The following is a 14,125-nucleotide window of genomic DNA, read 5'->3' as shown; positions in this document are numbered from 1 at the left end:
CTAGACCCGCCAGCCGGAATGGATGGCAGCGATGCCGCCGGACAGGTTGCGCACGCGCACCGACGCGAAGCCCGCCGCCTCGATGCGTTTCGCCAGCGACGCCTGATCGGGGAAGCGGCGGATGCTCTCGACCAAGTACTGGTAGGAATCGGCGTCGCCCGCCACCAGCCGGCCCAGCTTGGGCAGCACCTGGAACGAGTAGACGTCGTAGATCTCCTTCAGCACCGGCAGCACCACCGTGCTGAACTCCAGCACGAACAGCTTGCCGCCGGGCTTCAGCACGCGGTGCGCCTCCTGGATCGCCTCGTCGATGTGGGTGACGTTCCGCAGGCCGAAGGCGATGGTGTAGGTGTCCACCGAGCGCGGGGCGACCGGCAGCTTCATGGCGTCGCCGACCACCCAGTTCAGCCCGGTCAGCAGCCCGCGGTCCACCGCGCGGTCGCGCCCGACGCGCAGCATCGCCTCGGTGATGTCGCAGACCACGACGCGCCCGCCGCCCCTGTTCAGGAAGCGGAAGGCGATGTCGCCGGTGCCGCCCGCCACGTCCAGAAGGGTCTGGTGCGGCTGCGGGTCGACCATGCCGATGAGCGTGTCCTTCCACAGCCGGTGGATGCCGCCCGACATCAGGTCGTTCATCAGGTCGTATTTGCCCGCCACGCTGCCGAAGACGGCACGCACGAGGCCCGACTTGGCGTCGGGATCGACGGGGCGGAAGCCGAACCACTGGCCTTCCTGTCCATCAAGGGCGGGGCCGGAGGTGGGCTTGTCGGGTGGGGTGGTCTCGTTCATGGCGCGCAACATAGCGCGCCGCTTGGGCTTCCGCCAGCGAAGGCATCGCCGCAGGCGGCGCTTATTCGGCGGGCTCGCGCCCCTTTGACACGCACATCCCTGCCTCTCCATGCCGATGGCTTGGGAAAGCAGCAGGGAGTCAGCAAACACCGGCGGAGCGCGAGCCCCTTGGAGGCGCTAGTGTGCTTGAGCCACACCGGTGCCTTCCATAAAGTCCGTTATGGAGAGCATCGGGTCACAGCCCAGTGAGCCCTCGGTTGACCTCTATGTGCGTCGTCGTGTTGGTCGCCTTATCAAAGTAAACGAGCACCTTCCATTCCATGCTAGATACGAAAGCGAGTAGGCCGGGCGGGGAGTGGACGTATTCGCAGAACACAAAATCTGGGAACCGTTCCAGTATTTCGCATTTTTCCCCGGCTTCTCTCAATGCAATGATTGCGTCGTCAAGGTTTGATCCGGCAGGGAAGCGACCATTCAACTCATCACCTGCTAATTGCTTTGCGGTATCGTTGTCGTACCTCTTGTATTTTTCGAACGTAAAGGGGTCCGATTGACTCGCCGCAATCGCATTAGCAGCCGCTCCTTGTACGACGGCTAGGAGGCCGAGCCGCAGCAGTATCCAGCTGAGGTGCTTGGCTGGTGAGTTGCCCATCTTGCCGCGCCGCCGCTGCTGTCATCCCTTCACAAAGAATTCAGTAGATTTTCCCGCTGCGGTAGTTGGGCAAAGGACGTAATGCTCATATTAAACGTTATGGAAAGATCCGAAGAGGACCCTGCCATTCAACTTCTGGTCAGTGGCAGGGGGCTCGTTGACGCGTAGCCGCAGCATCTTGAACGCCTTAACCATGCCGAGCTTCACGAGCAGCATCCGGGGCATGCCGCCCCCGTTGTCGAATCGGCCTCTTGCGCCGCAGCGCCGCATACTCCACCGTATGCCCCATGCCCGAGCTGCCCGAAGTCGAAACCGTCTGCCGCGGCCTAGCCCCCCACCTGGAGGGGCACGTGCTCACCCGCGTGGTGCAGCGCCGGCCGAACCTGCGCTTTCCGTTCCCGCCGCGCTTCTGCGAGCGGCTGACCGGCCGCCGGGTGGATTCGGTGCGGCGGCGGGCGAAGTACATTCTCATGCACCTGGACGACGGCACGGTCCTGCTGGCGCACTTGGGCATGTCCGGGCGAATGGTGATATCCCCCGCCCCGGCGCCTGAACCGGCCACCCACGACCACGTCATCTTCGAGACCGACGAGGGCACGGTGGTCACCTTCAACGACGCCCGCCGATTCGGCATGATGGACCTCACCGACGCCGCCGCGCTGGCCGAGCACCCGCTGCTGCGCTCGCTGGGACCGGAGCCTTTGGGCAATGAATTCTCCGGCCCGGTGCTGGCCGAGCGCCTCGCCGGCCGCATGAGCCCGATCAAGGCGGCGCTGCTCGACCAGACCGTCGTGGCGGGTCTGGGCAACATCTACGTGTCGGAGGCGCTGTTCGCCGCCGGGCTCAGCCCGACGCGCATGGCCGCCACGGTGACCGGCTTGCACGCCGAGCGGCTGGCCAAGTGCATCCGCGACGTGCTGTCGCGGGCCATCGAGGCGGGCGGCTCCACGCTGCGCGACCACCGGCAGGCGTCGGGCGAGCTGGGCTACTTCCAGCACCAGTTCTCGGTCTACGACCGCGCCGGGCAACCCTGTCCGGAGTGCACCTGCAACCTCGCCAAAACCGGGGGCATCCAGCGCATCGTGCAGTCCGGCCGCTCCACTTTTTATTGTTCGCACCGCCAACGCTGATATACGTGACTCCCATGACGGCTCATTCCACCACCGCCCGTGCGGTGCTCTCCGCCCTTCTCCTCAGCGTTCCCGCGCTCTGCGCGGCGGCGGAGGCCGCGCATTTCGTGACCGGCATGGGCGACGTCCCGGCGATGCCGGGTCTCAGCGTCGCCGAGAACGGCGCGCTGGTCTTCGACAAGCCCGGCGGGCGCATCGTCGAGTCGGTGATGCAGGGTTCGGTGGAGCGCAAGGCGGTGCTGGGCTTCTACGCGCAGACTATGCCGCAGCTCGGCTGGAAGCGCGTCGCCGACACCCGATTCGAGCGCGAAGGCGAAGAGCTGCGCCTCGAATTCCCTGCCGGCGGAACCGGTGCGGCCAAGGCCGGACTCACCACCGTCCGGTTCGTCCTTACACCGCGCTGATCCTCCATACCCATAAAGTCCATAGGGAGCACGTTGGAACCATGGCGTACGAAACGATCCTTGTCGAAACCCGCGGCCCCGTCGGGCTGATCACGCTGAACCGCCCGAAGGCGCTGAACGCGCTGAACGACCAGCTGGTGACCGAGCTGGGCCAGGCGCTCGACGCGTTCGAGGCCGATCCGGCCATCGGCGCCATCGTCGTGACCGGGTCCGAGAAGGCCTTCGCCGCCGGTGCCGACATCAAGGAAATGGCTGGCTTCAGCTACATGGACGTCTACACCGCCGGCTTCATCACCGCGAAGTGGGAGCGTCTGGCCAAGTGCCGCAAGCCCACCATCGCCGCGGTGGCCGGCTTCGCGCTGGGCGGCGGCTGCGAGATGGCCATGATGGCCGACTTCATCCTGGCCGCCGACACCGCCAAGTTCGGCCAGCCGGAGATCACCATCGGCACCATCCCCGGCGCCGGCGGCACCCAGCGCCTGACCCGCTTCGTCGGCAAGTCCAAGGCCATGGAAATGGTCCTGACCGGCCGCATGATCGACGCCGCCGAGGCCGAGCGCTCGGGCCTCGTCAGCCGTGTCGTGCCGGCGGCCGAGCTGGTGGAGGAGGCCGTCAAGGTCGCCACCAAGATCGCCGGCCTGTCGCAGCCCATCGTCGCCATGGCCAAGGACATGGTCAACGCCGCCTACGAGACCACCCTGGGCGAGGGCGTCAAGCTGGAGCGCCGGGTGTTCCACGCGACCTTCGCCACCGAGGACCAGAAGGAAGGCATGGCGGCCTTCGCCGAGAAGCGTAAGCCCGAGTGGAAGAACCGCTGAGTCACGCCTGAATCGCGCTTGAGTCCTGGGATGCGCCGGCCTGTGGAAAAACCACCGGCCGGCTCCTTGACTCAAGATATCCGTTAGCATATAAGGCCCCCTCGCATTGGGTCCGGGGTCTCGAAACAAGGTTCGTTATGGCCAACCACAAGTCCGCTGAAAAGCGCATCCGTCAAACCGCGCGCCGCACCGAAGTCAATGGTGCCCGCATCAGCCGCATCCGCACCTTCGTCAAGAAGGTCGAGACCGCGATCGAATCCGGCGACAAGACCGCCGCGGCGGAGGCCCTCAAGGCCGCCCAGCCCGAGATGATGCGCGGGACCACGAAGGGCGTGCTGCACGCCAACACCGTGTCGCGCAAGATCTCCCGCCTCTCGGCCCGCATCAAGGCCCTCTGAGGTTTGAAGGTTTCGCAAAGCCGCGCCCGGATCGGGCGCGGCTTTTTGCGTCGCGGCGAAGACTTCGCGAATCGTCATGATTCGATTCAAAGTCTCACAAAGTCTGATCAATAGCTGACGCACGATCTGTGCTTTTTGATCGACCGGCTCATATCCTGGTTGCGGCGGACAGCGTCACGGATTAGACTTTTGATGCAGGCTGGATGAGGGGGTATTACCTACTTAGGGTAATACTCGATCTATCCGGGGTTGCAGAGGCAGCCGAACTGAGAGTTACGAAAGTAACGCAGGGCGGATTCTCGTTCCAAAGTCGGTTCTTTACTTAAAAACTGGGCAACGCCTTGGCGGAAAAGTCTTTTCGCTGAAGGAGTATCCATGCCTAGCTGTTGGAGGCCCCCGTGATGGGGAGTCTTCAGGGGAAGAGCGCTTCGGGACGGGGCGGACTACAATCGGGAAGACGACGCACACCCACGCTTCGGGTGCGGGTCGGCTTTGCGTGCGACCGGGGGCGCCGTCGCACGCCGGCCGCGGGTGTGCGGACGGGTTTTCCCGGCTGGTGGACGATGCCCAACGGGCTGGGCGGGAGCGGGAGTTGGCAAGCATGTCGGTGGGCGCGTCTTTGGATCAGCAGTGGGTTCGCATCCGTGGCCGACTCAAGGACGAGGTGGGTGAGATCGCGTACCGCAGCTGGCTTCAGCCGCTGACCGTCGCCGGCCTTCGGGAAGGCGAGGTGCGCATCCTCGTGCCGACCCGCTTCATGCGCGACTGGGTGAACACCCATTACGCCGACCGCATCCGCGCCCTGTGGTCGGGCGAGAACCCCGCCGTGCAGTCCATCGACGTGGCTGTCGCCTCGTCCTCCGTGCCCCTGGCCCTGATCCCCGACAACGACGAGCAGCCCGGCCCCGCCGCCACTCCGGGTCCGTCCTCCGCGCTCCGCCCGCGGCCCGAGCTGGTTCCGGCCCACCCCGTTTCCGAGTCGCACAACTACGGTGCCTCGCCCAACTACGGTGCGTCGGACGAGATGCCGGCCGCGGCGGGCGGCATGCTCGACGAGCGCGATGACGGCGTCTCGGCGCTGCTCGACCCGCGCTTCACCTTCGAGAACTTCGTCCCCGGCAAGCCCAACGAGCTGGCCTACGCGGCGGCCCGCCGAGTCGCCGAGTCGAACGTGGTGCCGTTCAACCCGCTGTTCCTCTACGGCGGCGTCGGCCTGGGCAAGACCCACCTGATGCACGCCATCGCCTGGGCGATCCGCCAGAAGGACCCGAGCCGCAAGGTCATCTACCTGTCGGCCGAAAAGTTCATGTACCAGTTCATCCGCGCGCTGCGCTTCAAGGACACCATGGCCTTCAAGCAGCAGTTCCGCTCGGTGGACGTGCTGATGATCGACGACGTGCAGTTCATCAGCGGCAAGGACTCCACCCAGGAGGAGTTCTTCCACACCTTCAACGCGCTGGTGGATCAGAACCGGCAGGTCATCGTCTCGGCCGACAAGAGCCCGTCCGACCTGGAGGGCATGGAGGAGCGCCTGCGCTCCCGCCTCGGCTGGGGCCTGGTGGCCGACATCCACCCGACCACCTACGAGCTGCGCCTGAGCATCCTCGAGTCGAAGGCCGACGCGCTGAAGGCGGCGATCCCGCTGAAGGTGCGGGAATTCCTGGCGCACAAGATCACCTCCAACGTCCGCGAGCTGGAGGGGGCGCTGAACCGCATCGTCGCGCACTCCGAGCTGGTCGGCCGCGCCATCACGCTGGAGACGACGCAGGAGGTGCTGCACGACCTGCTGCGCGCCAACGACCGCCGCGTCACCATCGACGAGATCCAGAAGCGGGTGGCGGAGCATTTCAACATCCGCGTCGCCGACATGCACTCGGCCCGCCGCGCCCGCGCCGTGGCCCGGCCCCGGCAGGTTGCGATGTACCTGTCCAAGCAGCTGACCGCCCGCTCGCTGCCGGAGATCGGCCGCAAGTTCGGTGGCCGCGACCACACGACGGTGATGCACGCGGTGAAAAAGGTCGAGGAGCTGCGCGCCACCGACCCGGCCTTCGCCGAGGACGTCGAGCTGCTGCGCCGGATGCTGGAGAACTGAGGGCGTCGCCCCTCCCCGCCCTGGGGGCAGGGGAGGGGGATCAAACGCCGTTAAACGTCACTCATCGTCGTCGGCGTCGGCGTCCTGCTCGATCTGCGAGGCGAGGTCGCGCAGCATGTCGACCACATCCTCGTGGCTGGTCTCATCGACCGCGGCGTTGACGGCCGCCTCGATCATCGCCACGGCGACGTAGGGGCCGAGCGGTCCGCCCTCCTTGATCGCCATCTCCAGGTGCTTTTCGGCGACGCTGAGCGCCTTGTCGAACAGGGCTTCGGCGGTCTGGTTGCTGTCGTTGCTCATCGGTCGGTCCGTTGGGAGTGGGGACACCCTCCCTATAACATCGCAAAACCGAGCTTGGCGCGCGAATTCTATGGGGGTTCCGCGAATGGCCGTCATGACGGCCTTGTTCCCGCCGCGCCAGCCCGCCACATTGGCGGCCATGACCATCGACTCCGCCCCTTCCCTCACCGACCCCGCCGCCTATCCCTTCTGGATCGAGGAGCGCGTGCGCTTCGCCGACCTGGACCTGCTGGGCCACGTCAACAACAACGCGCTGGGCGTCTATTTCGAGAGCGCTCGCGTGGCGTTGATGGAGGCGTGCGGCGGCTTCCGCCCCGACACCCCGTGGACCGTCGTGCTCGCCCGCAGCCTCATCGAATACAAGGCGGAGATGCTGTATCCCGGCACCGCGCGGATCGGCATCCGCGTCCTGCGCCTGGGCAACAGTTCGCTGACGCTCGGCGCGGCGATCTTCGACGGCGACACCTGCGTCGCCACGCAGGAGTGTGTCTGCGTGATCGTCGACCCCGCCGCCCACCGCCCGACTCCGCTGACGCCGGCATTGCGCGCGATGCTGGCCACCTACGAGAAGAGCCTGTCCTTCGAAGCAGGCCGGTCTTGAGACGGCCTTCCAAGCCCCGGAAAACGCAAGCCTCCGCGCCCCGCACCGCCGACCTGATCATCGCCGAGGTCGGCGCCCGCGGCGACGGCATCGCCTCGTTCGAGGGGGAGCGCGTCTTCGTGCCGCTGACCGTGCCCGGCGACCGGGTGCGCGTGCGCCTGGGCGAGTCCAAGGGCGACGGCGTGCGCGGCGACCTGCTGGAGGTGCTGGAGCCCGGCCCCGGCCGCGGCGATCCGCCCTGCGGCCACTTCGGCACCTGCGGCGGCTGCACGCTCCAGCACATGGACGACGACTCCTACGCCGCCTGGAAGGTCGCTCTGGTGCGCGGCGCTCTGGCGCGGGTGCGGATGGACGCGGTGCCGTTCGAACCGCTGGCCCGCACCGCGGCCGGCGGGCGCCGCCGGGCGCGTTTGGCGGCGTTGAAGCGTGGCCGCAAGGTCTGGCTCGGTTTCAACGAACGGCTCAGCCACCGGCTGGTGGACCTCACCGCCTGCCCGGTGCTGGTGCCGCGCCTGGAGTCGCTGCTCGTTCCGCTGCGCGCCGTGCTGGCCGAGGCGCTGCCGGACGGCGGGGCGTGCGACGTGGTTCTGGCCGACCTGGAGGGCGGCATCGACCTGCTGCTGGTCGGTCCGAAGGCGCTGGACCGCGCCGGGCGCGAGCGTTTGGTGGCGTTTAGCGAGGCGGCCGGCGTGGCCCGCCTGTCCTGGCAGCCCGACGAGCGCAGCGCGCCGGAGCCGGTGGCGCACCGCAGCCCGGTGGTTGCCCGTTTTGCCGGCGTGCCGGTGGTGCCGCCGCCGGGCGCGTTCCTCCAGGCCAGCGCCGCGGGGGAGGCCGCGCTGGTCGCCGCGGTGCTGGAAAGCGTGGGCTCATCCAAGCGGGTCGCCGACCTGTTCGCCGGGCTCGGCACGTTCTCCGTTCCGCTGGCGCAACGATCGGCCGTCCATGCGGTGGAGGGCGACGCCCAGGCGTTGGCGGCGCTGTCCCGCGCGGTGCAGGGGCTTCGCCTGACCACCGAGCGCCGCAACCTGTTCGAGGACCCGCTGACGCCCAAGGAACTGGCGCGTTTCGACGCCGTCGTCTTCGACCCGCCGCGCGCCGGGGCCGCCGAGCAGGCCAAGGCGCTGGCCGAGTCCAAGGTGCCGCTGGTGGTGGCGGTGTCCTGCAACCCCGCCAGCTTCGCCCGCGACGCCCGCACGCTGGTGGACGGCGGCTACGCGTTTAAGCGCGTTTACCCGGTGGACCAGTTCCTCTGGTCGGCGCATGTGGAGGTGGTCGGGGTGTTCGTGCGGCCGTAGGTTGGGCCGTTGGCCCAACCTGCGCCTCAATCCAACTGAAGCGTGATTGCCTTCAAATACGCCGACTCCGGCAGGTGCGGGTGCACGGGATGGTCCGGCCCGGCGCCCGACGAGCGCAGGATTCGCCCGGTGCGCCCGGCGTCCACCAGTCCACGGGCGACCTGCTCGGCGAAGAGCGGCGGGTCGACGTTGTGGCTGCACGACGCCGCCAGCAGGAACCCGCCCGGCGCGGTGATGCGCGCCGCCAGCCGGGCCATCTTGCGATAGGCGCGGCTGCCAGCCCCCAGGTCCTTCTTCGACTTCACGAAGGCCGGCGGATCGACGATCACCACGTCGAATGTCTCGCCCGCTCCGGCGAGCCGCTCCAGTTCGGCGAAGGCCTCGGCGCGGCGCGCCTCGAAGATGCCGGCCACACCGTTGGCCTCGGCCGCCCGGCTGGCGTTGTCCAGCGCCGGCTGCGAGCGGTCCACGGCAACCACGGACGCCGCACCGCGCACGGCGCAGGTCACCGCGAAGCCGCCGTTGTAGCTGAAGAAGTCGATGACCCGTCCGCCCTTCGCCAGCGAAGCGATGAAGGCGCGGTTGTCGCGCTGGTCGTAGAACCAGCCGGTCTTCTGTCCACCCAGGGGATCGGCGAAGAAGGTGGCGCCGTTCTCCTCCAGCCGCAGCGCGCCGTCCAGCGAGCCCTTGGCGAGTCGCGTCTCCTCGGCCAGACCCTCCAGCGCGCGCTGGGAGCCGTCGTTGCGCAGGATGACGGCGCGGGGGTTCAGCACCTCGTCCAGCGCGCCGAGGATCTCGCCGATTCGCTGGTCCATGAAGACCGAGTTGGCCTGCACCGTCACCACGTCGCCATAGCGGTCGACGATCAGGCCGGGCAGGCCGTCGGCCTCGGCGTGCACCACGCGGTAGAAGGGGCGGTCGTACAGGCGTTCCCGCATCCGCACGGCGCGGGCCAGGCGGCCGGCCAGGAAGGCGCCGTCGATCACCGCGCCCGCGTCGGGCGTCAGGATGCGCGCCGCGATCAGCGTGTGCGGGTTGAAGGTGGCGATGCCCAGCGCGTTGCCGTTGGCGTCCGTCAGCCGCACCGGGCTGCCGGGCGGCACGGCCTTTGCCGCGGGGTCCATCTGGACCTCGTTGGAATAGACCCAGGGGTGGCCGAGCTGGACGCGCTTCTGGCGGCCGGCTTGCAGGCGAATGGTCGGATATCGGGGTGTGTCGGTCATGGCGCGGCATCCTAACGGTTCGGCCGGCCGGCGCAATCGGAGTCGCACGCGGCCGCCGAACGGGGGCGGACAAAATGTCACACCTTGAAAAGGGACGGTCCTCTCACTCGCCGTCGTGGGCGGTGGGCAGCGGGTGCGCGCGGTTGTCGTTGGCGCCGTCCAGCGGTTTGCACAGGCGCAACGTCTCCAGGGCGTGGCCTTCCTCGCGGAAGGAGTTCAGCACCGGGTTGCAGTAATCGACCGACGTTGCGAACGCCTGCGGCAGGTTCGTGTGAATGGCGGAACAGCCGAGGCCGCGGGCGATGCCGTCCATGGCGCGCAGAAGCGCCGCCGCGGCGCCGGAAAGATTGAACAGGTCGTGGACGATGAAGTTGTCCACCGACAGGATCTTGCCGTGATGCAGGTTTTCCTCGGTCGAATACGAGAACAGGCCGTGGATGTAGCCACGCTCGCTCTGCACGGTCATGATGCCGGATCGAGGCACGCGCGCGTCGGCGGCGCCTTGAGCGCGGTCAATTACAGCTGCGGCAAATGCGCGCCATCGTTCCACGCCCAGATCGGGCAGGATCGCGCGCACGACGGGGAACGCCTGGTCGATCTGGCGCTTTCCCAAGGGTTTTGCGACGAAGCCGTCGTCCATATCCATACCCCGGCCAGAGGCTTAGGCCGAACGATGGCAGGCGTACGTCAAACCGGTCGTTGACGTAGATCAATGTTCTTAACCAGCGGCTTACATAGTGTGCCCGGCTATTGGTGGCAGGCGTGTCGGCGCGTGCGTGCGTTGCCGTTCGCGTGACTGTCACCCTCCTTAACAAAGACCCAAGCGGTAGTGCATCCTCACGGGCGTCGCCCGAGCCGCCCGGGGCAAACGGGAGAGATTGTATGGCATCAGCGACTCTGACCCCAGGGGCCGCCCTGGGCAGCCAGCGGGTGTCGGAAGACGTCCGTTACAACGAAGACGTCATTCGGCTCTTCGTGATCGCGGCAGTGTTCTGGGGTGTGATCGGCTTCATCGCCGGTCTGTTCATCGCGCTCCAGCTCGCGTTTCCGGCGCTCAACCTCGGTCTTGAGTGGACCAGCTTCGGCCGTCTGCGGCCGGTCCACACTTCGGCCGTGATCTTCGCCTTCGGCGGCAACGTTCTGTTCGCGACGTCGCTGTACTCGGTGCAGCGCACCAGCCGGCAGTTCCTGTTCGGCGGCGAAGGGCTGTCGAAGTTCATCTTCTGGAACTACAACATCTTCATCGTGCTCGCCGCGCTCTCCTACGTCCTGGGCTACACCCAGGGCAAGGAATACGCCGAGCCCGAGTGGGCCCTCGACCTGTACCTGACGGTCATCTGGGTCCTCTATGCCGTGGTGTTCGTCGGCACGGTGATGACGCGGCGCGAGTCGCACATCTACGTGGCGAACTGGTTCTTCCTGGCCTTCATCCTGACGGTCGCGGTGCTGCACCTCGGCAACAACGTCAACCTGCCGGTCTCGCTGCTCGGCATGAAGAGCTACACGTTCGTCTCGGGCGTGCAGAGCGCCATGGTGCAGTGGTGGTACGGCCACAACGCGGTCGGCTTCTTCCTGACCGCCGGCTTCCTCGGCATCATGTACTACTTCGTCCCGAAGCGCGCCGGGCGGCCGGTCTATTCGTACCGCCTGTCGATCGTGCACTTCTGGACCCTGATCTTCCTCTACATCTGGGCCGGCCCGCACCACCTGCACTACACCGCTCTGCCGGATTGGGCGCAGACGCTGGGCATGACCTTCTCGGTCATGCTGTGGATGCCGTCGTGGGGCGGCATGATCAACGGCATCATGACCCTGTCGGGTGCCTGGGATAAGCTGCGCACCGACCCGGTCCTGCGCTTCATGGTGGCCTCGGTTGCCTTCTACGGCATGTCGACCTTCGAAGGTCCGCTGATGTCGGTGAAGGCGGTCAACGCCCTGTCGCACTACACCGACTGGACCATCGGCCACGTGCACTCGGGTGCGCTCGGCTGGGTGGCCTTCATCAGCTTCGGCGCCATCTACTTCCTGGTTCCGGTCCTGTGGAAGCGCTCGCAGCTCTACTCGCTGCGTCTGGTCAGCCTGCACTTCTGGACCGCCACCATCGGCATCGTGCTGTACATCACGGCCATGTGGGTCTCCGGCATCATGCAGGGCCTGATGTGGCGCGCCTACGACAACCTCGGCTTCCTCCAGTACTCGTTCGTGGAGACGGTTGCGGCGATGCACCCGTTCTACGTGATCCGTGCGATGGGTGGCCTGCTGTTCGTCGCGGGTTCGCTGATCATGGTCTACAACCTGTGGCGCACGGCCAAGGGCGATGTCCGCATCGAGAAGCCGTACGTCACGGCCCCGCACAAGCCCGCCGTCGGCGCGGCCTGAAGCCGAGAGGACCTGAGATATGGCTGAGGAAAAGAAGGGTTTTAGCCACGATACGATCGAGCGGAACACGCTCCTTCTGATCGTGCTCATCCTGATCACGGTGTCGATCGGCGGCCTTGTGCAGATCGTCCCGCTGTTCACCATCGAGTCGACCATCGAGAAGGTGGATGGGGTTCGCCCCTATTCGCCGCTCGAGATGGCCGGTTTCAACATCTACGTGCGCGAAGGCTGCTACAACTGCCACAGCCAGCAGATCCGTCCGTTCCGCGATGAGGTGGAGCGTTACGGTCACTACTCGCTGGCCGCGGAGAGCATGTACGACCATCCCTTCCAGTGGGGCTCCAAGCGCACCGGTCCGGACCTTGCCCGCGTCGGCGGCAAGTACTCCAACGACTGGCAGGTGGCTCACCTGGTCGACCCCCGCGCCGTGGTGCCGGAGTCGATCATGCCGACCTACGGCTGGATGAAGGACCGTCCGCTCAAGTTCGACGACGTTGCCGATCACTTCAAGACCCTGAAGATCGTCGGCGTCCCGTACACGGACGATCAGATCGCCAACGCCAAGGCCGATCTGGCGGTGCAGAAGAACCCCGACGCCGATTCCAAGGCGCTCGCGGCGTTCCAGAAGCGCTACCCGAAGGCCGTGGTGGCCAACTTCACGGGCAACAAGGTCGTCACCGAAATGGACGCCCTCGTCGCCTACCTGCAGGTGCTCGGCACTATGGTGGATTTCACCAAGTACCAGTCGCCTAAGCAGCTGCAGCAGTAAGCGGCGGAGGAATCCATGGACTTGGATTCGATCACCGTAGCCCTGCGGTCCTTCTGGACGGTCTGGCTTGCTCTGGTCTTCACCGGGATCATCGTCTACGCGATGTGGCCGGGGAACCGCGGCAAGTTCGAAAAGGCCTCCCAGATCCCGCTCAAGGAAGATGGCCAGGAGTTTTAAACCATGGCGAGAAACATCGAGAAGGACGCTCTCTCCGGCGTCGAGACCACCGGGCACGAGTGGGACGGCCTGAAGGAGCTCAACAACCCGCTGCCCAAGTGGTGGCTGTACATCTTCTACGTCTGCATTGCCTGGGCGCTGGTGTACTACGTGCTGTACCCGTCCTGGCCGCTGGGCAAGACCTACACCAAGGGCATCCTTGGCTGGTCGATGCGCCAGGAGCTCGCCGACAACATGGTCGCGGCCAAGGCCGGTCAGGCCAAGTACGTGACGGCCATCGCCGCCAAGTCGGTCGACGAGATCAAGAAGGACAAGGACCTGCTGCAGTTCGCCCTGGCGGGCGGCCGTTCGGTCTTCAACGAGAACTGCGCGGCCTGTCACGGTGCCGGCGGTCAGGGTGCCAAGGGCTACCCGACGCTCGCCGACGACGTGTGGCTGTGGGGCGGCACCCCCGCGGACATCTACAAGACCATCCAGCACGGCATCCGTTCGGATGACGCCGAGACCCGCGCCACCCCCGGCGTCGGCATGACGGCGTTCGGCAAGGACGGCATCCTGAACAAGGATCAGATCGATCAGGTTTCGGATTACGTCCTGTCGCTGAACAAGAAGCCGGCCGACGCGACGAAGGTCGCCGCGGGCACCAAGGTGTTCGAGGAGAACTGCGCCGCCTGCCATGGCGACAAGGCGCAGGGCTCTCTGGCCGCCGGCATGGAGGTCGGCGCTCCGCCGCTCGTCCAGGCCAACTGGCTGTACGGTGGTGACAAGGCCACCCTGGTGGAAACCATCACGAACGGCCGCGCCGGCGTGATGCCCGCCTGGGCGAAGCGTCTGGACGACACCACCATCAAGCAGCTGGCGGTGTACGTTCACACCCTCGGCGGCGGCAAGTAAGCCACCGTCCGTGGTCGAGAAAGAGTAGGAACGGTGCCGGGGAGGCGACTCCCCGGCACTTTTCTTTTGGGGAGCCATCCCCACCCAAACCCCCGGAAAAAATTGACGCGGGTCAAGGCGGCGGTTGATTCAACGCAATGCCCCTGCGGCGTTGCGCCGCTATACTCGAACGGCGGACCCGGCCTAATTCGGCTGCGGCAACCC

General features: G+C 66.6%; 16 protein-coding genes. 11 read left to right on the top strand and 5 right to left on the bottom strand.

Features of this window, described 5'->3' with window-relative positions; genetic code table 11:
• Both ACSVDD_RS26910 and ACSVDD_RS26905 read right to left on the bottom strand, forming a co-directional pair.
• On the bottom strand, positions 1 to 789 hold the full coding sequence (locus ACSVDD_RS26910; protein WP_448192509.1) for a class I SAM-dependent methyltransferase: 789 nt from the start codon (positions 787 to 789) through the stop codon (positions 1 to 3).
• Positions 790 to 1,024: 235 nt separating this feature from the next.
• A complete protein-coding gene (locus tag ACSVDD_RS26905) occupies positions 1,025 to 1,441 on the bottom strand; it encodes a hypothetical protein (protein ID WP_448192508.1) in 417 nt (138 codons plus the stop codon).
• A gap of 287 nt (positions 1,442 to 1,728) precedes the next feature.
• Between ACSVDD_RS26905 and mutM the strand changes: the two genes are divergently transcribed.
• The 5 genes from mutM to dnaA all read left to right on the top strand — a co-directional run bounded on the left by mutM (position 1,729) and on the right by dnaA (position 6,283).
• Positions 1,729 to 2,571: a bifunctional DNA-formamidopyrimidine glycosylase/DNA-(apurinic or apyrimidinic site) lyase gene (gene mutM, locus ACSVDD_RS26900; protein ID WP_448192507.1), complete on the top strand. Its 843-nt coding sequence runs from the start codon at positions 1,729 to 1,731 to the stop codon at positions 2,569 to 2,571.
• A 14-nt stretch (positions 2,572 to 2,585) separates the two neighbouring features.
• Positions 2,586 to 2,975 carry a hypothetical protein gene (locus ACSVDD_RS26895; RefSeq protein ID WP_448192506.1) on the top strand — a complete coding sequence of 130 codons (390 nt, stop codon included), beginning with the start codon at positions 2,586 to 2,588 and terminating at the stop codon, positions 2,973 to 2,975.
• Between the two features lie 41 nt (positions 2,976 to 3,016).
• Positions 3,017 to 3,793, top strand: coding sequence for an enoyl-CoA hydratase (locus tag ACSVDD_RS26890; protein ID WP_448192505.1), 777 nt, complete (start codon positions 3,017 to 3,019; stop codon positions 3,791 to 3,793).
• 137 nt (positions 3,794 to 3,930) lie between these two features.
• Positions 3,931 to 4,191, top strand: coding sequence for a 30S ribosomal protein S20 (rpsT, locus tag ACSVDD_RS26885; protein WP_448192504.1), 261 nt, complete (start codon positions 3,931 to 3,933; stop codon positions 4,189 to 4,191).
• Between the two features lie 601 nt (positions 4,192 to 4,792).
• A complete protein-coding gene (gene dnaA, locus ACSVDD_RS26880; RefSeq protein WP_448192503.1) occupies positions 4,793 to 6,283 on the top strand; it encodes a chromosomal replication initiator protein DnaA in 1,491 nt (496 codons plus the stop codon).
• A 57-nt stretch (positions 6,284 to 6,340) separates the two neighbouring features.
• On the opposite strand, the gene ACSVDD_RS26875 is transcribed toward dnaA, so the two are convergent.
• On the bottom strand, positions 6,341 to 6,583 hold the full coding sequence (locus ACSVDD_RS26875; RefSeq protein WP_448192502.1) for a hypothetical protein: 243 nt from the start codon (positions 6,581 to 6,583) through the stop codon (positions 6,341 to 6,343).
• Between the two features lie 94 nt (positions 6,584 to 6,677).
• On the opposite strand from ACSVDD_RS26875, the gene ACSVDD_RS26870 reads away from it, so the two are divergent.
• Together ACSVDD_RS26870 and ACSVDD_RS26865 are read left to right on the top strand one after the other, a co-directional pair.
• On the top strand, positions 6,678 to 7,184 hold the full coding sequence (locus tag ACSVDD_RS26870) for an acyl-CoA thioesterase (protein WP_448192501.1): 507 nt from the start codon (positions 6,678 to 6,680) through the stop codon (positions 7,182 to 7,184).
• Positions 7,181 to 8,479, top strand: coding sequence for a class I SAM-dependent RNA methyltransferase (locus tag ACSVDD_RS26865; protein ID WP_448192500.1), 1,299 nt, complete (start codon positions 7,181 to 7,183; stop codon positions 8,477 to 8,479). Before ACSVDD_RS26870 ends, ACSVDD_RS26865 begins: the two co-directional genes overlap by 4 nt.
• 26 nt (positions 8,480 to 8,505) lie before the next feature.
• On the opposite strand, the gene ACSVDD_RS26860 is transcribed toward ACSVDD_RS26865, so the two are convergent.
• A complete protein-coding gene (locus ACSVDD_RS26860; protein WP_448192499.1) occupies positions 8,506 to 9,702 on the bottom strand; it encodes a class I SAM-dependent rRNA methyltransferase in 1,197 nt (398 codons plus the stop codon).
• 103 nt (positions 9,703 to 9,805) lie between these two features.
• The gene (locus tag ACSVDD_RS26855) at positions 9,806 to 10,342 is read right to left on the bottom strand and encodes a hypothetical protein (RefSeq protein WP_448192498.1); all 537 of its coding nucleotides are present in this window, start codon (positions 10,340 to 10,342) and stop codon (positions 9,806 to 9,808) included.
• A gap of 242 nt (positions 10,343 to 10,584) precedes the next feature.
• On the opposite strand from ACSVDD_RS26855, the gene ccoN reads away from it, so the two are divergent.
• From ccoN to ccoP, 4 genes are read left to right on the top strand one after another with little or no spacing between them, the layout of a single operon-like run.
• Entirely contained in the window at positions 10,585 to 12,081 is a 1,497-nt protein-coding gene (gene ccoN / locus ACSVDD_RS26850; protein ID WP_448192497.1) for a cytochrome-c oxidase, cbb3-type subunit I, read from the top strand.
• Between the two features lie 19 nt (positions 12,082 to 12,100).
• A complete protein-coding gene (ccoO, locus tag ACSVDD_RS26845) occupies positions 12,101 to 12,850 on the top strand; it encodes a cytochrome-c oxidase, cbb3-type subunit II (protein WP_448192496.1) in 750 nt (249 codons plus the stop codon).
• A gap of 15 nt (positions 12,851 to 12,865) precedes the next feature.
• The gene (locus ACSVDD_RS26840; protein WP_448192495.1) at positions 12,866 to 13,027 is read left to right on the top strand and encodes a cbb3-type cytochrome c oxidase subunit 3; all 162 of its coding nucleotides are present in this window, start codon (positions 12,866 to 12,868) and stop codon (positions 13,025 to 13,027) included.
• Between the two features lie 3 nt (positions 13,028 to 13,030).
• A complete protein-coding gene (gene ccoP, locus ACSVDD_RS26835) occupies positions 13,031 to 13,921 on the top strand; it encodes a cytochrome-c oxidase, cbb3-type subunit III (RefSeq protein WP_448192494.1) in 891 nt (296 codons plus the stop codon).
• Positions 13,922 to 14,125: the final 204 nt, after the last annotated feature.

This window comes from Azospirillum terrae (assembly GCF_053470425.1).
Note: the sequence above shows the minus strand (reverse complement) of the source record. Positions and strands in the feature narration are given on the sequence as shown.